The following is a 21,493-nucleotide window of genomic DNA, read 5'->3' on the forward strand; positions in this document are numbered from 1 at the left end:
CAAGCGAATACGACACTTTGTAGGACACCCATGTCGCAGCCGACCGGGATGGGGATAAGATCACGGACATAACAGTGCCGGGATCTGACCCGTCGACTTTTTTGGAGGATCTGTTGGTAGCCGAAGCGCCCCCAATCGGAGAACTCGAGGCACGGCGTCCGTTCCCGGAGCGCATGGGGCCCAAGGGCAACCTGATCTACAAGCTGATCACGACGACCGATCACAAGCTGATCGGGATGATGTACTGCGTCGTCTGCTTCATGTTCTTCTTCGTCGGCGGCCTGATGGCGCTGCTGATGCGCACCGAACTCGCCATGCCGGGACTGCAGTTCCTGTCCAATGAGCAGTTCAACCAGCTGTTCACCATGCACGGCACGGTGATGCTGCTGTTCTACGCCACCCCGATCGTGTTCGGCTTCGCCAACCTGGTGCTGCCGCTGCAGATCGGCGCCCCCGACGTCGCCTTCCCGCGACTGAACGCCTTCTCGTTCTGGCTGTTCCTGTTCGGTGCGCTGATCGCCATGGGTGGTTTCATCACCCCCGGCGGTGCCGCCGACTTCGGCTGGACCGCGTACTCCCCGCTGACCGATGCCATCCATTCCCCGGGTGCCGGTGGCGACCTGTGGATCATGGGCCTGGCCGTCGGTGGTCTCGGCACCATCCTCGGTGGCGTCAACATGATCACCACCGTGGTCTGCATGCGCGCCCCCGGTATGACCATGTTCCGGATGCCGATCTTCACCTGGAACATCCTGGTGACCTCGATCCTGGTGCTGCTCGCCTTCCCGCTGCTGACCGCGGCGCTGTTCGGCCTCGCCGCCGATCGTCACCTCGGCGCGCACATCTACGACCCGGCCAACGGCGGTGTGCTGTTGTGGCAGCACCTGTTCTGGTTCTTCGGCCACCCCGAGGTGTACATCATCGCGCTGCCGTTCTTCGGCATCGTCTCGGAGATCTTCCCGGTGTTCAGCCGCAAGCCGATCTTCGGTTACACCACCCTGATCTACGCGACGCTGGGTATCGCGGCGCTGTCGGTCGCGGTGTGGGCGCACCACATGTACGCCACCGGCGCGGTGCTGCTCCCGTTTTTCTCCTTCATGACGTTCCTGATCGCCGTGCCGACGGGTATCAAGTTCTTCAACTGGATCGGCACCATGTGGAAGGGGCAGCTGACCTTCGAGACGCCGATGCTGTTCTCGGTGGGCTTCCTGATCACCTTCCTGCTCGGTGGTCTGTCCGGTGTGCTGCTGGCCAGCCCGCCGCTGGACTTCCACGTGACAGATTCCTACTTCGTCATCGCGCACTTCCACTACGTGCTCTTCGGCACCATCGTGTTCGCCACCTACGCGGGCATCTACTTCTGGTTCCCGAAGATGACGGGCCGCCTGCTCGACGAGCGACTCGGCAAGCTGCATTTCTGGCTGACCTTCATCGGCTTCCACCTGACCTTCCTGGTGCAGCACTGGGTCGGTGACGAGGGCATGCCGCGTCGCTACGCGGACTACCTGCCCAGCGACGGCTTCACGACGCTGAACGTCATCTCCACCATCGGTGCCTTCGTGCTCGGCATCTCGACGCTGCCGTTCGTCTGGAACGTCTTCAAGAGCTGGCGCTACGGTGAGCCCGTCGTGGTCGACGACCCGTGGGGTTACGGAAACTCGCTGGAGTGGGCCACCTCGTGCCCGCCGCCGCGGCACAACTTCACCGAGCTGCCGCGTATCCGGTCGGAGCGTCCCGCGTTCGAGCTGCACTACCCGCACATGGTCGAGCGGATGCGCGCCGAGGCGCACATCGGCCGGGCACACGGACCCGACGACGGCGATGTCACCCGGATCGACGACGTAGAAGTTCGCAGCTGACCCGATAGCCGACCCGCGGCATCTCAACGGAGGTAACTGTGCCGACGGCCTCGCAGTCAGTCGATGCTGCGCGCGGACGTTCCTCGCTGCTGATCACCGTCACCGGTGTCGATCAGCCGGGCGTGACGTCAGCATTGTTCGAGGTGCTCTCGCGGCACCGCGTCGAGTTGCTGAACGTCGAGCAGGTCGTGATTCGCAACCGGCTCACGCTGGGTGTCCTGGTGTCGGTGGACACCCCGGTCGCCGACGAGGCCCGGTTCGCCGACGAGATCCGCGCCGCGATCCACGGCGTGGGTCTCGATGTCACCATCGAGCGCAGTGACGACAAGCCGGTGATGGTGGAACCCTCCACCCACACCATCGTGGTGCTCGGGCGGCCGATCACCGCGGAGGCGTTCGGCGTGGTGGCACGCGAGGTTGCCGACCTCGGGGTCAACATCGATTTCATCCGCGGCGTATCGGACTACCCGGTGACCGGCCTGGAACTGCGTGTCTCGGTACCGCCGGGTGCGGTGTACGCCGAACTGCAGAGCGCGATGGCGCGCACCGCGGTCGACCTCGGTGTGGACATCGCGCTGGAGGACTACAGCCTGTCCCGGCGCACCAAGCGCCTCATCGTCTTCGACGTCGACTCGACCCTGATCCAGGGTGAGGTCATCGAGATGCTGGCCTCGCACGCCGGTGCGGAGGCCGCGGTCGCCGAGGTGACCGAGGCGGCCATGCGCGGGGAGCTCGATTTTGCCGAATCGCTGCACAAACGGGTGGCGACGCTGGCCGGATTGCCGGCCGAGGTGCTCGATGATGTCGCCGAACAGATCGAGCTGACCCCCGGCGCGCGGACCACCATCCGCACCCTGCGCAGGCTCGGGTATCACTGCGGCATCGTCTCCGGTGGTTTCCGCCAGGTCATCGACCCGCTGGCGCACGAGCTCAAACTCGACTTCGTGGCGGCCAACGAACTCGAGATCGTCGACGGCAAGCTCACCGGCCGCGTCGTCGGCACCGTGATCGATCGGCCAGGCAAGGCCAAGGCGCTGCGGGACTTCGCCGAACAGGCCGGCGTGCCGATGGCACAGACGGTGGCCGTCGGCGACGGCGCCAATGACATCGACATGCTGTCGGCGGCAGGCCTCGGGGTGGCGTTCAACGCCAAACCCGCACTGCGCGAGGTCGCCGATGCCTCGCTGAGTCACCCCTACCTGGACACGGTGTTGTTCCTGCTGGGGGTAACCCGCGGTGAGATCGAGGCCGCCGATGCCGTCGACGGGACGGTCCGGCGCGTGGACATTCCGAGCTAGGTCAGACGACCACCGCGTGGGTTTCCGGGGTCACGGAGACGCCGGTGATAGAACGCCAGGCCCGGGCCATCAGGTCGACGGCCGCCTCCAACTGTGTTTCGGGTAGCGCGTAGGGCACCCTGATGAAGCGCTCCAGGGTGCCGTCCACCCCGAAGCGCGGGCCCGCGGGCAGATCGAGACCGAGCCGGGACGCCGAGGCCGAGAGCGCGGTGCTCATCGGCGATGGCAGCTGCACCCACAGCGACATTCCGCCGCGGCCCGGGCCGGGCCGCCAGTCGGGAAGCTCGCGCGCCAACAGGTCTATCAAGAATTGCCTTCTCGTGGCGAGTATTTCGCGCCGTTCCGGCAGTATCTGGTCGCGGACCCGAAGCAGTCGCGCCGCCGCCAACTGCTCGAGGATGGGGGTGCCCAGGTCCACTGCCGCACGAGTGGCCGCGATGGTGGCCAAGGTGGCCGGTTCGGCGCGGATCCAGCCCACCCGCAGCCCGCCCCAGAATGATTTCGACATCGAGCCGATGGTGAGAAGCAATTCGCGGCGCTGGGTCATTGCTGCGGCCAGGGGCGCGGGCGGTTCCTCATCGAGCCACATGTCCATGATCGACTCGTCGACGATGGTGCGGGTGCGTGTCTCGGAAATGATGTGGCCCAGCCGTTTTCGTTCATCCTCCGACATCGTGAAACCGGTCGGATTGTGGCTGTCGGGGACGAAATAGGCCAGCACCGGGGCCAACTGGCGGATCGCGGCATGCACGGCGTCCAGTTCCCAGCCGCTGTCGTTGAGCGCGACCGGTACCGCGCGTGATCCGGCGGCCGCGATGGCCGCGAGTGCGCCATGATAGGTCGGCTGTTCGACGAGCACCCGGTCGCCGGGCTGGGCGAACGCCGCCAGGATCAGGCCGATGGCATGTTGGGCACCGGTGGTGATCATGATCTGTGTCGGATCGGTGGGAAGGCCACGGGCGGAGTAGCTTTCGGCCACCGCTTCACGCAGCGCGCACACTCCGGACAATTCGTGACCGACCTCGGCCAGGTAGGGGGTGATATCACGGGCGGCTTCGGAAAATGCCTCTCGCACCGCCGCGCTGGGCGCCGACAGTGCCGCGGCGGCCAGGCTCACCGTCGGTGTGCTCGGGTCGGTGGGGAGCGCGGGACGCGGCGGCAGGGCGGCGGTGCTGCGCGCGCCGCGCCGCGCGTGCAGATAACCGTCCTCGCGGAGCGCGGCGAAGGCGGCGGTGACCGTGGTGCGCGAGACGCGGAGTGCGTCGGCGAGGGCACGTTCGCTCGGTAAGCGGGAACCAACGGGGAGGCGGCCGTCGACGATGAGCAACCGGACCGCATCGGCAAGGCCCAGATATGCGGCACCTGTCGAACTGGATGTGCGCCAGTTGCCGAGTTCGCGCGCCAGAAGGTCCACATCGAGAACTCTGGACCCCATATCGATGGACATAAGAGCCAGTATTCGCCAACTGGCTATTGATCGGCAAGCCATTGCCGCCAGAAGATCGATCCATGAAAGAGAACTGGATGGTTCGGATGGCGGGGAAGTACCGACGCTCAGGCGTCCGCACTCCGCGCAGGTTCGGCGACGTCGACAACGCGGATGCCCGCCGGATGCGCACTGAACTCGACGCGATCCGCGCACGATTCCCCGACCACGCATGACCACGCGCCTCGCGCTGCTGTTGACGGGCCTGGCCGGTTACGGGTTGTCGATGGCCCTGATGGTGCAGGCCGGACTGGGCCTGGACCCGTGGGACGTCTTCCATCAGGGCCTCAGTAGGCACACCGGGTTGACCATCGGAACGATAACGGCCCTCGTCGGGATCATCGTGCTGCTGGCCTGGATCCCGTTGCGCAACCGCCCGGGCATCGGCACCGTCGCCAACGTGATCGTGATCGCGGTGACCGTCGATATCGGTATCGCGCTGCTGCCCGCGCCGACCGATCTTCGGGTGCGGGTCGCCATGATGCTCGCGGCGGTGGTGCTCAACGCCGTGAGCACGGTGCTCTATATCGGTGCCGGACTCGGACCCGGACCGCGCGATGGGCTGATGACCGGCTTGGTGGCGCGCACCGGACGGTCGGTGCGGTTGGTCCGCACGGCTATCGAGGTGACGGTATTGACCCTTGGCTTCCTACTCGGCGGCACGGTCGGTGTCGGTACGGTGATCTACGCCTTAGGTATCGGCCCGCTGGTCCAGCTGATGCTGAGATTCATGCCCAGGCGACTGCTGTTCCATGACTTCGGCGCGCCCGCCGGCGGTCAAGGGCGGTCCCGTGCCGTCGCGGACCCCGACACTACGATGAGCGGGTGCCAGCAGACGAGCCCATCGCAGCCGATGTCCCCGCCGAAGACCTGCTGATCGAATTCGCCAAGGTCACCCTGCGGCGCGGCGGTAAGACCCTTGTCGGGCCCGTCGACTGGGCTGTCGAACTGGACGAGCGCTGGGTCGTGATCGGGCCCAACGGGGCGGGGAAGACCTCACTGCTGCGCATCGCCGCGGCCATCGACCATCCCTCCTCGGGGGTGGCGTACGTGCTCGGTGAGCGGCTCGGGCGCACCGACATGGGGGAGCTGCGGTCCCGGGTGGGGTTGAGCAGTTCTGCTCTGAGCCAACGGATTCCCGATGACGAGATCGTGCGAGACCTGGTGGTATCGGCCGGCTACGCGGTGCTGGGGCGCTGGCGTGAAAAGTACGACGACGTGGACTACGAACAGGCCGTCGACATGTTGGAGAGCCTGGGGGCCGAGCATCTGGCCGAGCGCACCTACGGCACCCTGAGCGAGGGGGAGCGTAAACGGGTACTGATCGCCCGCTCGCTGATGACCGACCCGGAATTGCTGTTGCTCGACGAGCCTGCCGCAGGTCTGGACCTCGGTGGCCGTGAGGAACTGGTGGCCCGGCTGGCCGATCTGGCCGCCGACCCCGATGCTCCTGCCATCGTCCTGGTGACCCACCATGTGGAGGAGATCCCGCCAGGGTTCTCGCATTGCCTGTTGCTCTCGGAGGGCAGCGTGGTGGGGTCCGGTCTGCTGGCTGATGTGCTGACATCGGAGAATCTGTCCGCGGCGTTCGGACAGTCCATCACCCTGGACTACATCGACGGCCGGTACTTCGCGCGGCGTACACGTAGCCGCGCCGCACACAGGAGGCGCGCCACATGAGCGAAGCTCGCGAGCGAATCATCGGCATCGAATGCGCCGACCGAGCCTGCGAGGCCGGCGCATGAGTGAAGATCCGCTGGTTCCCCGGCCCGCCTCGACGGTGATGCTGCTGCGCGATCAGGGCACGGCCGAATCGCTGGAGGTCTTCCTGATGCGCAGGCATTCGGCGATGGACTTCGTGGCTGGGGTGATGGTGTTCCCCGGCGGGGGCGTCGACGAACGCGATCGGGGGACAGGTATCGCCTGGTACGGCCCGGAACCGTCCTGGTGGGCCGAGCGGATGAACGTCGACGTCGACCTGGCCGAGGCGCTGGTCTGCGCGGCGGCGCGCGAGACGTTCGAGGAGTCCGGGGTGCTGTTCGCCGGAGCCGCCGACGATTCCGACGTGCTCGTCGACGACGCGTCGGTCTACCGCGAGCAGCGGGCGGCATTGGCCGACAACTCCCTGTCCTTCGCCGACTTCCTCCGTGCCGAGAAGCTGGTGCTGCGGGCCGATCTGCTGCGGCCGTGGGCCAACTGGGTGACCCCGGTCGAGGAGCGGACCCGACGGTATGACACCTACTTCTTCGTAGGTGCCCTGCCGCACGGGCAGCGCGCGGACGGCGAGAACACCGAGAGCGACCGCGCATTCTGGTCCACCCCGCAGGCCGCGCTCGACGAGTTCGCCGAGGGCCACTCGTTCCTGCTGCCACCGACCTGGTCGCAGCTCGATTCGCTCAACGGGCGCACGGTCGCCGACGTGCTGGCCACCGAACGCGAAATCGTTGCGATGATGCCGAGCCTGTCCGCGGACCGAGGCACCGGCGACTGGGATATCGAATTCTTCGACGCGGCCCGCTACAACGAGGCGCGCAACCGGCGCTCCCCGCAGGGCTACAACAACCCGCCGAGCCCATGACCGAATTCGTCACCTCAGCAGTGCACGACGGCGTCGGCACCCTGGTGATGTCGCGGCCGCCCACCAACGCGCTGACCCGCCAGATGTACCGAGAGCTCGCCGACGTAGCCGGTGAGCTCGGACGCCATCCGCAGGTGCGTGCGGTGATCCTCTTCGGCGGTCACGAGGTGTTCAGCGCCGGTGACGACATCCCCGAGCTGAGGCGTCTGACCGCTACCGATGCGCGCAGCGTGACGACGGCATGCCGAACGGCCTTGGACGCGGTGGCCGCCATCCCACAGCCGACGGTGGCCGCGGTGACCGGTTACGCGCTGGGATCAGGGTTGTCGCTGGCGTTGGCCGCGGACTGGCGGGTGGCCGGTGACAACGTCAAGGTCGGCGCCACCGAGGTGCTCGCCGGGCTGCTTCCCGCCGCGGGGACCGATCGGCTGGTCGCGGCGATCGGCTCGGCGCGGACCAAAGACCTGGTGTTCAGCGGCCGGTTCGTAGGTGCCGAGGAGAGCCTGTCGCTCGGGCTGGTCGATGAGCTGGTGGCTCCCGACGGTGTCTACGATGCCGCGCTGAGCTGGGCGCGCCGCCACCTGGAGACCCCGGCACATGTGCTGGCCTGCGCCAAGGCGATGATCGATGGCGCTGGTGAGGGCGTCGAGCGCTACGTCGAGGTCTTCGGGGCGAGCACCGGCAGTTAGGCTGCCCATATGACGAGCACGGACCACACTCCCGATGTCGCCGCCGGGGCGGCTCCGGAGCCCAACCCGCACGCCACCGCCGAGCAGGTCGAGGCCGCCCTCAAGGACACCAAGCTGGCCCAGATCCTCTATCACGACTGGGAGGCCGAGACCTACGACGACAAGTGGTCGATCTCCTATGACCAGCGCTGCATCGACTATGCGCGCGGTCGCTTCGACGCCATCGTGCCCGAGCACGTTCAGCAGCAACTGCCCTACGACCGGGCCCTGGAACTGGGCTGCGGCACCGGATTCTTCCTGCTCAACCTCATCCAGGCCGGGGTGGCACGCCGTGGCTCGGTGACCGATCTGTCCCCGGGCATGGTCAAGGTCGCCACCCGCAACGGACAGGGTCTCGGCCTGGACATCGACGGTCGCGTCGCCGATGCCGAGGGCATCCCGTACGAGGACAACACCTTCGATCTGGTGGTAGGGCACGCCGTGCTGCACCACATCCCGGATGTGGAGAAGTCGCTGCGCGAGGTGGTCCGCATCCTCAAGCCCGGCGGGCGGTTCGTCTTCGCCGGTGAGCCGACCAGCGCGGGCAATGTCTACGCACGCAACCTCTCGACGCTGACCTGGCATCTGTCGACCAACATCACCAAACTGCCCGGGTTGGAGAACTGGCGTCGCCCGCAGGAGGAACTGGACGAGTCCTCCCGCGCCGCCGCACTCGAGGCGGTCGTGGATCTGCACACCTTCGATCCCGAGGATCTGGAGCGGATGGCCACCAATGCCGGTGCCGTCGAGGTGGCCACCGCCAGCGAGGAGTTCACCGCGGCGATGCTCGGCTGGCCGATCCGGACCTTCGAGGCGTCGGTGCCGCCGGGGCGACTGGGTTGGGGATGGGCGAAGTTCGCCTTCAACAGCTGGACGACGCTGAGCTGGGTGGACGCCAACGTCTGGCGCAAGGTCGTGCCCAAGGGCTGGTTCTACAACGTGATGGTCACGGGCACCAAGCCGTTGTGATGTGGCGGTAGTTTTCTCGCTCGATGATGTCGCCTACCTCGGTGGCGACGACGGACGTCGAGCACTGGCCCAGATCGCCGGGTTGTCGCTGAGCGATGCCGACCGGGTGGCCGATATCGGTGTGGTGCGTGGGCGTTTCGGTGACCGTACGGCGGTGCTGGTGGAGACCACCCTGCTTCGGCGGCGGGCACAGACCAAGTTCGCCGACGCGTCGTCATGGTTGTTCACCGATGACGCCATGCAGCAGGCGACCGCCGAGCCGGTGGCGCTGCACCGTGCCCAACGGCTGGCCGGCATGCGCGTCCACGATGTGACGTGCTCGGTGGGTGCCGAACTGGCCGCGCTCATACCGAGTGCCGAATCGGTCCTCGGCAGCGATCTGGATCGGGTGCGGCTTGCCATGGCGCACAGCAACGTTCCCGATGCGGCGTTGGTGCTCGCCGATGCGCTCGTCCCGGTGAGTCGCGATACCGTGGTCCTCGCCGATCCCGGCAGGCGTGCCGGCGGGCGCCGGCGGTTCGATCCACGGTCCTATCTACCGCCGTTGGACGAATTGCTGGAGGTCTACCGCGACCGGCACATCGTCGTGAAATGCGCCCCGGGAATCGATTTCGGCCAGCTCGATGAACTGGGGTTCTCCGGCGAGATCGCGGTGACGTCATGGGCAGGCAGCGTGCGCGAGGCGTGCCTGTGGTCGGCCGGTCTGACCGCTTCCGGGGTGCACCGGCGGGCGGTCGTGCTGGACAGGGCCGAGGAGCTGACCGATGCCGATCCCGATGACTGCACCGTCGCACCGGTCGGTAGGTGGATCATCGACCCTGACGGGGCGGTCGTGCGCGCCGGTCTGGTGCGCCAGTACGCCACCCGACACGGCCTGTGGCAATTGGATCCCGATATCGCCTATCTGTCCGGGGATGCGCTGCCCGAAGGCGTCCGCGGATTCGAGGTGCTCGCGGAGATCGGATTCGACGAGAAGCGGTTGCGCCGCGAACTGGTGGCCAGGGACTGCGGTGCGGTGGAGATCCTGGTCCGCGGCCTCGATGTCGACCCTGACGTCCTGCGTCGGCGGCTGAAGTTGCGGGGCACGTCTGCGCTGTCGGTGGTGCTCACCCGCATCGGTGCCGGGGCCGCCAGTCGCGCGGTGGCATTCATTTGTCGTCCGTCGCGATAGTGCCACAGGTAATCTTGGTACCAGCGGCGCCTGTGCCGCTCCAGTTCCCCGGAGGATCTCCCAGATGCGTGTACCCCCGCTGGCCGTCACCGTGCTGGCAGCAACCACCACGGCCCTGCTGGGCATCGCGGGTGCACCGGTCGCCGCAGCCGCGCCGCCGGGATGCAGCGATGTCGACGGCGTGCTCGGTCCCGACAATGTGTGCACCATCGCCCAGACCGACCCGGCCTACACGCTGAACATCAAGTTCCCGGCGAATTTTCCCGATCCCAAGCCGGTGATCGAGTACGTCAAGCAGACCCGCGATGGATTCCTCAACGTCGCGAAGTCCCCGGATTTCCGCGGGATGCCCTACGAATTGGACACCACCACCGTCCAGTACAGTTCTGCGGTCCCGCCGCGGGGGACCCAGTCGGTGGTGTTCACCACCTACCAGAATGTCGGTGGCGCCCACCCGCAGACGTTCTACAAATCGTTCAGCTGGGATCAGGCATACCGCAAGCCGATCACCTTCGAGAAGCTGTTCCGCGAGGGTGTCGACCCGCTGCCGGTGATCTTCCCGGTGGTGCAGGCCGATTTGGCCCGGCAGTCGGGCATCCCCGATCCGGTGTTGCCGGATGCGGGTCTGGACCCGGCCAACTATCAGAACTTCGCCATCACCGACGATGCGGTGATCTTCTTCTTCAGCCAGGGTGAATTGCTGCCCGAATCGGCGGGCGCCGTTCAGGTTTCGGTGCCGCGCGCAACGGTGGCCCCACTACTGGCCTGAATGTCCGGGCTAGGCCGGTGCGAAGCTGTAGACCTGACCTGCGCTGGTGGTGACGACGACTCGGCGGTCATGGCCCACCGAGATCCCCAGCGGCGCACCGTCGGCCTCCGGTAACGGGTACTGGTTGAGGGTGCGGCCGTCGGCGGTATCGAACACCAGCAGCGCCTGACCGGTGTCACCGTCGCGGATCACCGCGTAGCCGGTGCCGCCGCCGCTTTGCGTGGACGTCGTCAACGGTTCGACATCATCACGGCTCCAGGCGATCTCACCGCCGTCGGTGACGGAGACCAGACGCGAACCCGGTCCGCCGCCGGCGATGATGTGTCCATCCGGGGTCACCGACGGTGGAGTCCGCGGGGTGGAGTCCAGTGCCGCCGACCACTTCGCGCTGCCGTCGGCGGTGTCGATAGCCCACAGTCGGTTGTCGCGGCCGGTGACATAGGCGACGGTGCCGTCCGCCGAGAGCACCGGGCTGGCGATCGGTCCGCCGCCGACGGCGGTGCTGGTCCAGGCCGGGGTCACCATCGCGGTGGCCTCGGGGCGATACTTCAACCCGGTGAGGACCGGCGCCGGGGCGCCGGGTTGCCAGAGTCCGGCGACCAGCATTCCGGTGTCGGCGCTGAATGCCGGCGCCGCAGGCACGGGGCAACCACTGCGCTCGGTGACGCAGTCGTCGAGTCCGCGTTGCGAATCGGTCGGATCGACGCCGGCAACCAGATCAAGCGGTGTGCCGATGACGGTTCCGCGATGTGCGTCGAACACCAGCACCTGGCCCAGATGGGTGAACACCAGTAGGTGTCCTGGATCGAGCAGGCGCGGGGTCATCGGCATGCCGATCACCGGCTGCCGCCAGCGGATCCACTGCGTGGGCGGGAACGACATGATCGCGCCCGGTTGGCCGATGTAGAGGTTGTCGAAGCCGTCGAACAGCGGGCTGGACAAGCCGCCGCCCTGCCACAGTCTGGTGCACCACCGTTGCCGACCGTTGTTGTCGTTCTCCCACACCATGAGCGAGCAGCCGTCGGCGGTCTGGCCGTTCACCGCCAGGTAGGCACCTGAACCCAGCGCGGCCTGTGCGCCCAACGCACCCTTGACCGAGCGTTGCCAATCCAGGCTCAGTTGCCGGGCGCCGTCGACAGGGTTGTAGCTGCTGTTGGCCCCGTCGGCGTACTGCGCGGACCATCCGGTCGCGGGGTGGGCTTCGACCCAGGAATCGGTGTTCGCGCACGCCGAAGCCAGCAGTGTGGTCATCGACAGGACGGCAGCAAGCCGGCGCGCAGATTTTCGGAGTGCAGGCATCGAGTCCCGAGACTAGCCCGTGACGGTCTCGCGTAGGCTGACCGGCCATGACGACGATGTGGGGCGCGCCGTTGCACAAGAGGTGGCGAGGTTCGCGGCTGAGCGATCCGCGTCAGGCTCGGTTCCTGACCCGCGATTCGCTGCGCTGGGTGCTGGCCAACAAGGCCTACACGCCGTGGTACCTGGTGCGGTACTGGCGTCTGCTCAAGTTCAAGCTGCGCAACCCTCACATCATCACCCGGGGCATGGTGTTCCTCGGCAAGGGTGTGGAGATCGAGGCCACGCCGGAGCTGTCCACCATGGAGATCGGCCGCTGGGTTCACATCGGCGACAAGAACACCATCCGCTGCCACGAGGGTTCACTGCGCATCGGTGACAAGGTGGTCCTGGGCCGTGACAACGTCATCAACACCTACCTGGACATCGAACTGGGTGATTCCGTGCTGATGGCCGACTGGTGTTATGTCTGCGATTTCGACCACAAGATGGACAGTCTGGAGCTTCCGATCAAGGACCAGGGCATCATCAAGAGCCCGGTGCGGATCGGACCGGACACCTGGGTTGCCGCCAAGGTCAGTGTGTTGCGCGGGACGTCGGTGGGCCGCGGTTGCGTGCTCGGTGCGCATGCGGTGGTCAAGGGGGAGATCCCGGACTACTCGATCGCTGTCGGGTCGCCGGCCAAGGTGGTCAAGAATCGCAAGGTCGCCTGGGACGCATCGGCCGCCCAGCGTGCCGAGCTGGCCGCCAATCTGGCCGATATCGAGCGCAAGAAGGCCGCGCGCTAGTCCCCTCGGGGAGCCTGCGTGTCTGTTGCGAGACACGCGGTCGGGCCGGCCGAGTCCACGCATGCTCGTGCCTTCGATCGGATCAGTCGAAGGTGTGTTCCAGCAGCCGCTGCCACGCCGTGCGGGTCACCTCGGCATCGTCGGCAGCGTCGTCGCCGTAGAAGAACGCGTTGAGGCTCACCATCGCCTTCCCGCCCGGTGTGGACATGTCGAACAGCACGAGGCCGGGTAGCGGCTCGGCCAGACGCACCAGCACCTGGCGGTGCTGATCGTCCTGCTGGACCCGTTCCACCTGCCCGTTGATGTTGTCACTGGTGGCGCCGACCGTGCGCAGATCGCCCACGTCGACACCGTGCAGGTGCATGACCTCGGTGAACCGTTTCCAGGTCTCGTACGGCGAGTCCGGTGATGCCGCAGAGAGTCGATAGGTCACCGCGCGACGGCCGCCGAAATGCCGCAGATAGCTGCGCAGCACCGCGAAATGCCCGGCCCAGCCCGCTTCGAAGCCCTCGAGCTCGGTGTCCCAGTCGGGACGATCGGTCACCACGGAGTGCACCATCGCGATATCGCAGCGTCCATCGAGTCGGTCGGTCACGGTGATGTGGGTGGTCAGCGGCGGGGCGTCATCGCGTCCGGTCCAATCTCGTTCGATATAGCCGAAGCGGCGCGGCGGATTCCATTCGGTGACCTCACCGACCGAATCACCGGCGGGCCCGAAGTCGAATCGGATTGTCCCACCGATCTTTTCCTCGATCTCGCAGCGGGTGAACCAGGCCGAGTTGCCCGCGCCGGTGGCCAGTGCATGCCACACCTGTTCGGAGCCGGCATCGACGGTCAGCCACAGCTCGATCCAGCGCTTCTCGTCGTCGTGGTGCTCCGGCATCTCACCAGCCTACGACCGGAAACAGGACTTGGCGCCGGTTGATTTACTCCGGGGACCGAGGTGTTCGCTTGCGCGGATCAACCGTAGTCGGGCAGTGGACGCTCGACGATCAGCCGGCGCGGCTGCGGCTGGCGTTCGCCACGTTTGGCGGACAGATACACCTGCGCGGTGTGGTCGGCGACGTTCGGCCAGGAGAAGTCGCCGAGTCGGTCCCTGGCCGCCAATGCGCGCTGCTGTGCGGCGGTGGGATCGTCGAGCACCCGGCGCACCGCATCCGCGAGTGCGGGGACATCGCGCGGCGGGCAGGACACCCCGGTGACACCGTCGATGACGGCCTCGCCGAGCCCGCCGATGTTCGAGGTCACCAGGGGTGTACCGGTGGCAGCGGCCTCCAGGGCGACGATGCCGAACGGCTCGTAATGCGATGGCAGCACGGCGACATCGGCCCTGTGCAGCAACCGGACCAAGCCCTCGTGGTCGACGCGTCCGATGAACTTGGTCGCCTTGAGCACCTTGTGTTTGCGGGCTTGGGCGGTCAGGAAATCCAGCTGAGTGCCGTCACCGGCGATGGTCAGCGTGGTGCCCGGGTGCGTTCGGCGGATGCGCGGCAGGGCCGCGATGGCGTCATGCACACCCTTCTCGTATTCCAGCCGGCCGAAGAACAGCAACTCGGGTGCGCCGTCGTGCGGGCGACGGGTGGCGAAAGGCCAACCGTCGGTATCGATCCCGTTGGGGATGACCGTCGTCTCGGCCAGGCCCGGCCCGAAAAGTTCGGTGATCTCCTCGCGCATGGACGCCGAACAGGTGATCAGCGAATCGGATTCGTGCACGAGCCACGATTCCAGTGCGTGCACCTGTCGGCTGACCGCACCGGATACCCAACCGGAATGCCTGCCGGCCTCGGTGGCATGGATGGTGGAAACCAAAGGCACGTCGAAGAATTCGGCCAGTGCGATCGCCGGATGTGCGACCAGCCAGTCGTGGGCATGTACCAGATCTGGCTGCCAGTCCCGCAGGATCAGGCCGGACCGCACCATGGAATGTCCCATGGCCAGCGTCCACGCCATCATGTCGGTGCCGAAGGCGAATTCGTGCGGATCCTGGGCGGCGGCGATGACGCGCACACCTTCGGACATCTCGTCGGTCGACGGGTGGGTGCTCGGGTCGGTACCGGTAGGCCGGCGCGACAGCACCACGACCTCGTGGCCGGCGTCGACGAGTTCGGTGGCCAGGTGATGCACATGCCTGCCGAGCCCACCGATGATCACCGGCGGGTACTCCCAGGAGACCATCAAGATCTTCATCGGTGAATACCTCTGACGATGTGCGAGGGCGGGACGCGGCGTGTCGGGCAGCAGACACTCACACTCGCCGGGAATGTGGCGGTCATTGTGGCAGCCTCCGGGCGTCCAGCGCTCCGAACAGGCCGTCGGCGCGGTTCCAGTCCTCGGCCAGCCGCTGGGCCTGGGAGCGGCGCCCGGAGGCCAGGGCGGTGCTGATCTCGCGGGTGGCGTGTGCGTGCAGGTGTGCGCGATAGCGGGCGTACTCGGCGGCCGAGTCCTTGCTGACCATGAAGGGCCAGTCACTGGAGACCGTGAGCAGCGTTTCGCGCAGGATCTGGTCGGCGACCGTATCGCGTCCGCCCGCATCGGGGTGCATCATCGCCTTGTCGACCGCGGCCAGAGCGGTGTCGACGACCTCGGTGTTGAGCTGGACCAGATCGGTGACCTTGGGACCGTTCCACACCTGCCAGTCCTTGCCGGAACCCCATGAGCTGGGCGGCAATTCGACCGGGCCGCCGACGAACCCGTCGGCGATGGCATCGGTGAGGGTGCCGACGCGGATGCCCGCGGCCGGCAGTGCTCGCAGCAACCGCTCCAGCCATTGTGGGCCCTCATACCACCAATGCCCGAACAGTTCCGTGTCGAACGCGGCCACCACGTGGGCAGGGCGTCCGATGCGGTCGGACTCGTCGATCAGCCTGCGCCGCACCACCTCGACGAAATCGGCGACGTGCACGTCGATGGCGCGGTCGGCGCGCTCGGGGTCATACGGCGCCTTGGCCTCCGATGCCACGTTGCGCCCGGTGACCCGGGCCGGCTTGAGGCCGGTGAGGTGGTCATAGGTGTGGAAGTCGCGGTAGGCGGCGTGGCCGGGATAACCGGATTTGGGCGACCAGACCCGATAACTGACCTGGAGGTCGCGTCCGAATGCCACCACGTCGCTGTCGCCGACGGTGCGGCCCAGTGCGGTGTCGCCGTGCAGTGAGGGTCCGTCGACCATGAAATGACTGACACCGGCTGCCGCATAACCGCTTTCCATGCCCGGCGCGTAGGCGCACTCGGGAGCCCAGATGCCTGCCGGGGTGTGCCCGATGCGATGCCGGGCATCGGCCAGACCTTCGCGCAGAGCGAACTCGCGCAGCCGCGGGTTGAGCAACGGCTGGAACGGGTGGGCCAGCGGACCGCCGAGCAGTTCGATGGTGCCGGCCTCGACGAGCGGGCGCAGCTGCGGGCTACCGCCGTGACGCCACAGCGTGCTGAAGTCGTCCATCGCCGCGGTGGCGGTGTCGTATTCACGGATCCCGAACTGCCGCATGGCTTCCGGCGATGCGTAGCCGGTGTCGGGGCCGCTGGTGACCGTTGTCGCCTCCTGGGCGCGCAACTGCCAGTTGGCCAGCCAATGGTGCATGCCCGTCAGGCAGTACGGATCGTCGAGTTGGGCGGTGACCACCGGTGTCATGCCGAGGGAGAGCAGGTGGCCGCGGCCCTCGTCGGCCAGGGTGCGCAGGACCCGGAACAGCGGCAGATAGCACGCCGCCCAGGACTGATAGAGCCACTCTTCGCCCACCGGCCAGCGGCCGTGATGGGCCAGCCACGGCAGGTGTGTGTGCAGCACCAGCGTGAACATCCCCGGCGTGGGGCGGTGCTCAGTCACCGCGCACCGCGATCGCCACCAGGTCCAGGCTGTCGTCGATGGCACGGTTGTCGCGGCCGTCTTCGACCAGATCGAAGTGCTCGGTACGCACCGCGGCGACATCGGCGAGCAGGTCCGCAGGCCACGGGGCATCGGCCACCGCGCGCGCGATCTGCGCCTCGATGATGGAACCGCCGTGGCGTGCGTCGAGCTCGGCCAGCCCGGGACCGTGAAAAACGCCGTACATGCCTTCGATCTCGAAGCCGCCATCGACGAGGAGTTCGGTGAGTTCGGCGGCGTTGAGCTCACGGGTGTGGAACGGGTTCAGCGGGGTGTCGCGGCCGGGGGAGAAGGTGATCCGGTTCGGCGTCGACATCAGCAACAGCCCACCGGGTCGCAGCACGCGCGCGCATTCGGCGACGAACTGCCCCTGGTCCCAGAGATGCTCGATGACCTGGAAGTTGACCACCACGTCCACCGACCCGTCCGCCAGCGGAAGCTCGGCGAGATTGCCGAGGGTCATCTGGACCCGCGGATACTTGGCCCGGATGTGGGCGACGGCCTGTTCGTCGTAGTCGACGCCCACCACGGAGCGGGCCACCTGCGCGATCAGGTCGGCCCCGTACCCCTCGCCAGGGCCTGCCTCCAGCACGTCACGGCCGGCGCAGCGATCGGCAAGACGCTGGTAGACGACCTCGTGGCGGCGGAACCAGTAGTTCTCCTCGGCCAGGCCCGGAATGGTCCGTTCACCGGTCAGGGGCAGACAAGGGTCGACGTCGGTGCCCGCCTTGGCGGGACCACCGGAGTTCTCGACCGAACCGAATGTGCTCATTGGAAGGCAGGCTAACCCGTGACGGCCGGTTCGCGAACGGATGCCCGACCGACCGTGCGGTCGGTAGATGGCGATTGACCAGTTATGGTGTCCGTACGTGCCGCTCAAGTTACCGGCGAGTAACCTGGAGGCCGTTGCGTGAAACGTGATATTGCCAGGCCGGCAGACGGCCTCATCGAGGAGGACGAACCACACTCATGACGAACATCGTGGTCCTGATCAAGCAGGTCCCTGATACCTGGTCGGAACGCAAGCTCTCCGACGGTGACTACACGCTCGATCGCGAGGCGGCCGACGCCGTGCTCGACGAGATCAACGAGCGCGCCGTCGAAGAAGCGCTGCTCATCAAGGAACGTGAAGGTGGCGACAGCACGGTCACCGTGCTGACCGCAGGCCCCGAGCGTGCCACCGAGGCCATCCGCAAGGCACTGTCCATGGGCGCCGACAAGGCCGTCCACCTCAAGGACGACGGTCTGCACGGCTCCGACCTCATCCAGACGGGTTGGGCACTGGCCCGCGCGCTGGGCACCATCGAAGGCACCGAACTGGTGATCGCCGGTAACGAGGCCACCGACGGCGTCGGCGGCGCGGTTCCGGCCGTCATCGCCGAGTACCTCGGCCTGCCGCAGCTCACCCACGTGCGCAAGCTCAACGTCGAGGGCGGCAAGGTCACCGCCGAGCGCGAGACCGACGACGGCGTCTTCGGCCTGGAGGCCACACTGCCCGCCGTGGTGAGCGTCAACGAGAAGATCAACGAGCCGCGCTTCCCGTCCTTCAAGGGCATCATGGCCGCCAAGAAGAAGGAAGTCACCGTCCTGACCTTGGCCGAGATCGGTGTCGAGGCCGACGAGGTGGGCGTTGCCAATGCAGGCACCAAGGTGCTCTCGTCGACCCCCAAGCCCCCGAAGACCGCCGGCGAGAAGATCACCGACGAGGGCGAAGGCGGCACCAAGGTCGCCGAGTACCTGGTCGCCCAGAAGTTGATCTAGTAGCTGACCCCTCAGACACACACTCAAAGGACAGATTCATGGCTGAAGTACTCGTGCTCGTCGAGCACGCCGAAGGTGCACTGAAGAAGGTCAGCACCGAACTCATCACCGCCGCCCGCGTGCTGGGTGAGCCGTCCGCCGTCGTGGTGGGCGCCCCCGGCACCGCTGCCGGCCTCACCGACGGCCTCAAGGCCGCCGGTGCGGCCAAGATCTACGTCGCCGAGTCGGCCGATGTGGACAACTTCCTGGTCACCCCGAAGGTCGACGTGCTTGCGGCGCTCGCCGAGTCGGCATCGCCTGCCGGTGTGGTCATCGCCGCCAGCGCCGAGGGCAAAGAGGTCGCCGGCCGGTTGGCCGCACGCCTGGGCTCCGGCCTGCTGGTCGACGTCGTCGGTCTGAAGGACGGTGGCATCGGGGTCTACAGCATCTTCGGTGGCGCGTTCACCGTCGAGGCGCAGGCCACCGGCGAACTGCCCGTCATCACCGTTCGTCCGGGTGCCGTGGACGCCGAACCGGCCGATGGTGCCGGTGAGGTCGTCGAGGTCGAGGTCCCGGCCCAGGCCGAGAATGCGACGAAGATCACTTCGCGTGAGCCGGTCGTCGCCGGTGACCGCCCCGAGCTCACCGAGGCCAGCGTCGTGGTCGCCGGTGGTCGCGGTGTCGGCAGCGAGGAGAACTTCAAGGTCGTCGAAGAGCTGGCCGATTCGCTCGGCGGCGCCGTCGGTGCCTCGCGTGCCGCGGTGGACTCCGGCTACTACGCCGGTCAGTTCCAGGTCGGCCAGACCGGTAAGACCGTGTCGCCGCAGCTGTACATCGCCCTGGGCATCTCCGGTGCGATCCAGCACCGCGCCGGCATGCAGACGTCCAAGACGATCATCGCGGTCAACAAGGACGAAGAGGCGCCGATCTTCGAGATCGCCGATCTCGGCATCGTGGGCGACCTGTTCAAGGTCACCCCGCAGCTGACCGAGGCGGTCAAGGCCCGCAAGGGTTAGTTTCCCGCCGAACAGACGTAAATCCCCCCATTTCCACCTGGAAATGGGGGGATTTGCGTCTGCTCACGGTGTTCATTTTTCGTGCACGGACACGTCACGCTGCCGATGCCACCCGGAGACCCGGAGGCGCGAGCGTGCTGTACATGAGCGACGCTTGCGGAGCGAATCAACAGGTGACATGCGGGACCCGAGCCTGCGAGGGAATCGCATGAGCACCGCATCAGTACTCATACCCGCCGACGACACCGCGCACGCGACCTCGGGGACTCCGGCGCCGCGCTACACCCTGCTGCTGTCCACCGAGCCCGAGCACATCGAGGCGGCCCAGCGGCTGCGTCACGAGGTGTTCACCTCCGAGCCCGGCTTCGCGTTGACCGCGAGCCCCGACGGCCTGGACGCCGACCGCTTCGACCAGTACTGCGATCACCTGCTGGTCCGTGAGGACGGGTCCGGCGAGTTGGTCGGCTGCTACCGGATGCTGCCGCCACCGGGTGCTATCGCCGCTGGAAGTCTCTACACCGCAACCGAATTCGACGTCCGGTTGCTGGACACCCTGCGACCGTCGCTGGTCGAGATGGGCCGCGCCGTGGTGCGCGAAGACCACCGCAACGGCGGCGTGGTGCTGCTTATGTGGGCGGGCATCCTGGCCTACCTTGACCGCTGCGGTTACGACTACGTCACCGGCTGCGTGTCGGTGCCGACGCATCCTGCCGGGGAGACCCCCGGCAGTGGTCTGCGCGGGGTACGCGATTTCGTGTTGCGCCGCCACGGCGCGCCCACCGAGTACACGCTGCGCCCCTACCGCCCGGTGGTCATCGACGGTCGCGGCCTCGACGACATCGAGCCACCGGCCAGGGTCAGCGTGCCGGCCCTGATGCGCGGATATCTGCGCCTCGGCGCCCAGGTGTGCGGTGAGCCGGCCCACGATCCCGATTTCGGTGTCGGCGACTTCCCGGCGCTGCTGGACAAGCGGCGTGCCGACGTCCGCTACCTGAGGCGCCTGCGCTCGGTGTCGCAGGCCACCGAGGGGGAGGCACGGTCGTGACCGTCACCGGACATGCATGGTTGCCCAAGGCGACCTGCGATGAGGGCTGCATGCACGCCGGCGCCGCCGCGCCGGGCTCGCGACCGGCCGTGTGGACCCGCACCACGTTGCGGGTGACCGGTGCGGTGCTGTTGTTCCTCGCCGTGCCACTGCTGGCCATGCCGCTGCCCGGCCGCTCACACCTGCAACGCGCCTACTGCCGGCTGATGCTGCGCTGCGTCGGCGTCCGGATCACCGTGTCGGGCGGCCCGATCCGCAACCTGCGCGGTGTCCTGGTGGTCAGCGGGCACGTGTCCTGGCTGGACGTCTTCAGCATCGGTGCGGTCTTGCCGGGATCGTTCGTCGCCCGCGCCGACCTGATCGACTGGCCGGCGCTGGGCGTCGTCGCCAGGATCATGAAGGTGATCCCGATCGAGCGGGAAAACCTGCGCAGGCTGCCCGCGGTCGTCGGTGCGGTCGCGGCCCGGTTGCGCGGCGGGCATACCGTGGTCGCCTTCCCCGAGGGCACCACCTGGTGTGGCCTCGGCTACGGTCCGTTCCGGCCGGCGATGTTCCAGGCCGCGGTCGACGCGGGCCGCCCCGTGCAACCGCTGCGGCTGACATACCACCACCGCGACGGCACCCCGTCGACGGTGCCCGCCTATATCGGCGAGGACACCCTGCTTGCTTCCATCCGCCGCCTGGTCACCGCCCGGCGCACGGTCGTGCACGTGCAGGTGCAGTCCTTGGAGCTGCCTGGTGACGATCGCCGGGATCTGGCTGCCCGTTGCGAGGCCGCGGTGCGCGGACCCGGTGCGGTGGGGGTCCACCGACGCGCCGCCCATATCGGTGCCGCGGCCGGTGAGGTATTGGTGGCCTGACCGCGCTGGATCGGGTCAGCGCCCGTGGCGG

Annotated in this window: 21 protein-coding genes; 15 read left to right on the top strand and 6 right to left on the bottom strand. The window is 67.4% G+C overall.

Annotation, left to right across the window (positions count from 1 at the left end):
* The first annotated feature begins 113 nt into the window (after positions 1-113).
* Positions 114-1,859: an aa3-type cytochrome oxidase subunit I gene (gene ctaD / locus PGN27_RS23100; RefSeq protein WP_335328830.1), complete on the top strand. Its 1,746-nt coding sequence runs from the start codon at positions 114-116 to the stop codon at positions 1,857-1,859.
* 38 nt (positions 1,860-1,897) lie between these two features.
* A complete protein-coding gene (serB, locus tag PGN27_RS23105) occupies positions 1,898-3,157 on the top strand; it encodes a phosphoserine phosphatase SerB (RefSeq protein WP_335328211.1) in 1,260 nt (419 codons plus the stop codon).
* A gap of 1 nt (position 3,158) precedes the next feature.
* Here the strand turns inward: serB and yczR are convergent, their stop codons facing one another.
* Complete coding sequence (gene yczR / locus PGN27_RS23110) at positions 3,159-4,604, bottom strand: MocR-like transcription factor YczR (RefSeq protein WP_335328213.1); 1,446 nt, start codon at positions 4,602-4,604, stop codon at positions 3,159-3,161.
* 62 nt (positions 4,605-4,666) lie between these two features.
* Between yczR and PGN27_RS23115 the strand changes: the two genes are divergently transcribed.
* From PGN27_RS23115 to PGN27_RS23150, 8 genes are all read left to right on the top strand, one after another.
* On the top strand, positions 4,667-4,819 hold the full coding sequence (locus PGN27_RS23115) for a hypothetical protein (RefSeq protein WP_335328214.1): 153 nt from the start codon (positions 4,667-4,669) through the stop codon (positions 4,817-4,819).
* Positions 4,816-5,520: a membrane protein YczE gene (gene yczE, locus PGN27_RS23120; protein WP_335328215.1), complete on the top strand. Its 705-nt coding sequence runs from the start codon at positions 4,816-4,818 to the stop codon at positions 5,518-5,520. Before PGN27_RS23115 ends, yczE begins: the two co-directional genes overlap by 4 nt.
* A complete protein-coding gene (locus PGN27_RS23125; RefSeq protein WP_335328216.1) occupies positions 5,469-6,323 on the top strand; it encodes an ABC transporter ATP-binding protein in 855 nt (284 codons plus the stop codon). Before yczE ends, PGN27_RS23125 begins: the two co-directional genes overlap by 52 nt.
* Positions 6,324-6,384: 61 nt before the next feature.
* Positions 6,385-7,221, top strand: coding sequence for an NUDIX hydrolase (locus PGN27_RS23130; protein WP_335328217.1), 837 nt, complete (start codon positions 6,385-6,387; stop codon positions 7,219-7,221).
* Positions 7,218-7,910, top strand: a complete 693-nt coding sequence (locus PGN27_RS23135) for an enoyl-CoA hydratase (protein WP_335328218.1) — start codon at positions 7,218-7,220, stop codon at positions 7,908-7,910. The genes PGN27_RS23130 and PGN27_RS23135 overlap by 4 nt, the downstream gene beginning before the upstream one ends.
* 9 nt (positions 7,911-7,919) lie before the next feature.
* Positions 7,920-8,918 carry a class I SAM-dependent methyltransferase gene (locus PGN27_RS23140; protein ID WP_335328219.1) on the top strand — a complete coding sequence of 333 codons (999 nt, stop codon included), beginning with the start codon at positions 7,920-7,922 and terminating at the stop codon, positions 8,916-8,918.
* Position 8,919: 1 nt separating this feature from the next.
* A complete protein-coding gene (locus PGN27_RS23145) occupies positions 8,920-10,089 on the top strand; it encodes a THUMP-like domain-containing protein (RefSeq protein ID WP_335328220.1) in 1,170 nt (389 codons plus the stop codon).
* Between the two features lie 64 nt (positions 10,090-10,153).
* The gene (locus PGN27_RS23150; protein WP_213447473.1) at positions 10,154-10,858 is read left to right on the top strand and encodes an esterase; all 705 of its coding nucleotides are present in this window, start codon (positions 10,154-10,156) and stop codon (positions 10,856-10,858) included.
* Positions 10,859-10,867: 9 nt separating this feature from the next.
* Here PGN27_RS23150 and PGN27_RS23155 read toward each other — a convergent pair whose 3' ends face one another.
* A complete protein-coding gene (locus PGN27_RS23155; protein WP_335328221.1) occupies positions 10,868-12,109 on the bottom strand; it encodes a BamB-related PQQ repeat family beta-propellar protein in 1,242 nt (413 codons plus the stop codon).
* Between the two features lie 95 nt (positions 12,110-12,204).
* Here PGN27_RS23155 and PGN27_RS23160 point away from each other — a divergent pair, with 95 nt between their 5' ends.
* The gene (locus PGN27_RS23160; RefSeq protein ID WP_241472605.1) at positions 12,205-12,942 is read left to right on the top strand and encodes an acyltransferase; all 738 of its coding nucleotides are present in this window, start codon (positions 12,205-12,207) and stop codon (positions 12,940-12,942) included.
* A gap of 82 nt (positions 12,943-13,024) precedes the next feature.
* Here the strand turns inward: PGN27_RS23160 and PGN27_RS23165 are convergent, their stop codons facing one another.
* The 4 genes from PGN27_RS23165 to PGN27_RS23180 form a co-directional block, all read right to left on the bottom strand.
* A complete protein-coding gene (locus PGN27_RS23165) occupies positions 13,025-13,825 on the bottom strand; it encodes an SRPBCC family protein (protein ID WP_335328222.1) in 801 nt (266 codons plus the stop codon).
* 77 nt (positions 13,826-13,902) lie between these two features.
* A complete protein-coding gene (locus tag PGN27_RS23170) occupies positions 13,903-15,129 on the bottom strand; it encodes a glycosyltransferase family 4 protein (RefSeq protein WP_335328223.1) in 1,227 nt (408 codons plus the stop codon).
* Positions 15,130-15,211: 82 nt separating this feature from the next.
* Positions 15,212-16,735: a 1,4-alpha-glucan branching protein domain-containing protein gene (locus PGN27_RS23175; RefSeq protein WP_335328831.1), complete on the bottom strand. Its 1,524-nt coding sequence runs from the start codon at positions 16,733-16,735 to the stop codon at positions 15,212-15,214.
* A gap of 19 nt (positions 16,736-16,754) precedes the next feature.
* Positions 16,755-17,573, bottom strand: a complete 819-nt coding sequence (locus PGN27_RS23180) for a class I SAM-dependent methyltransferase (RefSeq protein WP_335328224.1) — start codon at positions 17,571-17,573, stop codon at positions 16,755-16,757.
* 197 nt (positions 17,574-17,770) lie between these two features.
* Between PGN27_RS23180 and PGN27_RS23185 the strand changes: the two genes are divergently transcribed.
* From PGN27_RS23185 to PGN27_RS23200, 4 genes are all read left to right on the top strand, one after another.
* Complete coding sequence (locus tag PGN27_RS23185; RefSeq protein ID WP_335328225.1) at positions 17,771-18,562, top strand: electron transfer flavoprotein subunit beta/FixA family protein; 792 nt, start codon at positions 17,771-17,773, stop codon at positions 18,560-18,562.
* Positions 18,563-18,600: 38 nt separating this feature from the next.
* Positions 18,601-19,557 (top strand): electron transfer flavoprotein subunit alpha/FixB family protein, encoded by a 957-nt coding sequence (locus PGN27_RS23190; protein WP_335328226.1) that lies wholly within the window; start codon positions 18,601-18,603, stop codon positions 19,555-19,557.
* Positions 19,558-19,765: 208 nt separating this feature from the next.
* Positions 19,766-20,602, top strand: coding sequence for a GNAT family N-acetyltransferase (locus tag PGN27_RS23195; RefSeq protein WP_335328227.1), 837 nt, complete (start codon positions 19,766-19,768; stop codon positions 20,600-20,602).
* A complete protein-coding gene (locus tag PGN27_RS23200) occupies positions 20,599-21,462 on the top strand; it encodes a lysophospholipid acyltransferase family protein (protein ID WP_335328228.1) in 864 nt (287 codons plus the stop codon). The genes PGN27_RS23195 and PGN27_RS23200 overlap by 4 nt, the downstream gene beginning before the upstream one ends.
* Positions 21,463-21,493 lie beyond the last annotated feature (31 nt).

It is taken from the genome of Mycolicibacterium neoaurum (assembly GCF_036946495.1).
Lineage (GTDB): Bacteria > Actinomycetota > Actinomycetes > Mycobacteriales > Mycobacteriaceae > Mycobacterium > Mycobacterium neoaurum_B.

Bases quoted from the DNA above. Each gene is read 5' to 3' on its own strand.
- yczR (WP_335328213.1), bottom strand. From the start codon at position 4,604: ATGTCCATCGATATGGGGTCCAGAGTTCTCGATGTGGACCTTCTGGCG.
- PGN27_RS23115 (WP_335328214.1), top strand. From the start codon at position 4,667: ATGAAAGAGAACTGGATGGTTCGGATGGCGGGGAAGTACCGACGCTCA.
- yczE (WP_335328215.1), top strand. From the start codon at position 4,816: ATGACCACGCGCCTCGCGCTGCTGTTGACGGGCCTGGCCGGTTACGGG.
- PGN27_RS23130 (WP_335328217.1), top strand. From the start codon at position 6,385: ATGAGTGAAGATCCGCTGGTTCCCCGGCCCGCCTCGACGGTGATGCTG.
- PGN27_RS23135 (WP_335328218.1), top strand. From the start codon at position 7,218: ATGACCGAATTCGTCACCTCAGCAGTGCACGACGGCGTCGGCACCCTG.
- PGN27_RS23140 (WP_335328219.1), top strand. From the start codon at position 7,920: ATGACGAGCACGGACCACACTCCCGATGTCGCCGCCGGGGCGGCTCCG.
- PGN27_RS23150 (WP_213447473.1), top strand. From the start codon at position 10,154: ATGCGTGTACCCCCGCTGGCCGTCACCGTGCTGGCAGCAACCACCACG.
- PGN27_RS23155 (WP_335328221.1), bottom strand. From the start codon at position 12,109: ATGACCACACTGCTGGCTTCGGCGTGCGCGAACACCGATTCCTGGGTC.
- PGN27_RS23160 (WP_241472605.1), top strand. From the start codon at position 12,205: ATGACGACGATGTGGGGCGCGCCGTTGCACAAGAGGTGGCGAGGTTCG.
- PGN27_RS23165 (WP_335328222.1), bottom strand. From the start codon at position 13,825: ATGCCGGAGCACCACGACGACGAGAAGCGCTGGATCGAGCTGTGGCTG.
- PGN27_RS23170 (WP_335328223.1), bottom strand. From the start codon at position 15,129: ATGAAGATCTTGATGGTCTCCTGGGAGTACCCGCCGGTGATCATCGGT.
- PGN27_RS23175 (WP_335328831.1), bottom strand. From the start codon at position 16,735: ATGTTCACGCTGGTGCTGCACACACACCTGCCGTGGCTGGCCCATCAC.
- PGN27_RS23180 (WP_335328224.1), bottom strand. From the start codon at position 17,573: ATGAGCACATTCGGTTCGGTCGAGAACTCCGGTGGTCCCGCCAAGGCG.
- PGN27_RS23185 (WP_335328225.1), top strand. From the start codon at position 17,771: ATGACGAACATCGTGGTCCTGATCAAGCAGGTCCCTGATACCTGGTCG.
- PGN27_RS23190 (WP_335328226.1), top strand. From the start codon at position 18,601: ATGGCTGAAGTACTCGTGCTCGTCGAGCACGCCGAAGGTGCACTGAAG.
- PGN27_RS23195 (WP_335328227.1), top strand. From the start codon at position 19,766: ATGAGCACCGCATCAGTACTCATACCCGCCGACGACACCGCGCACGCG.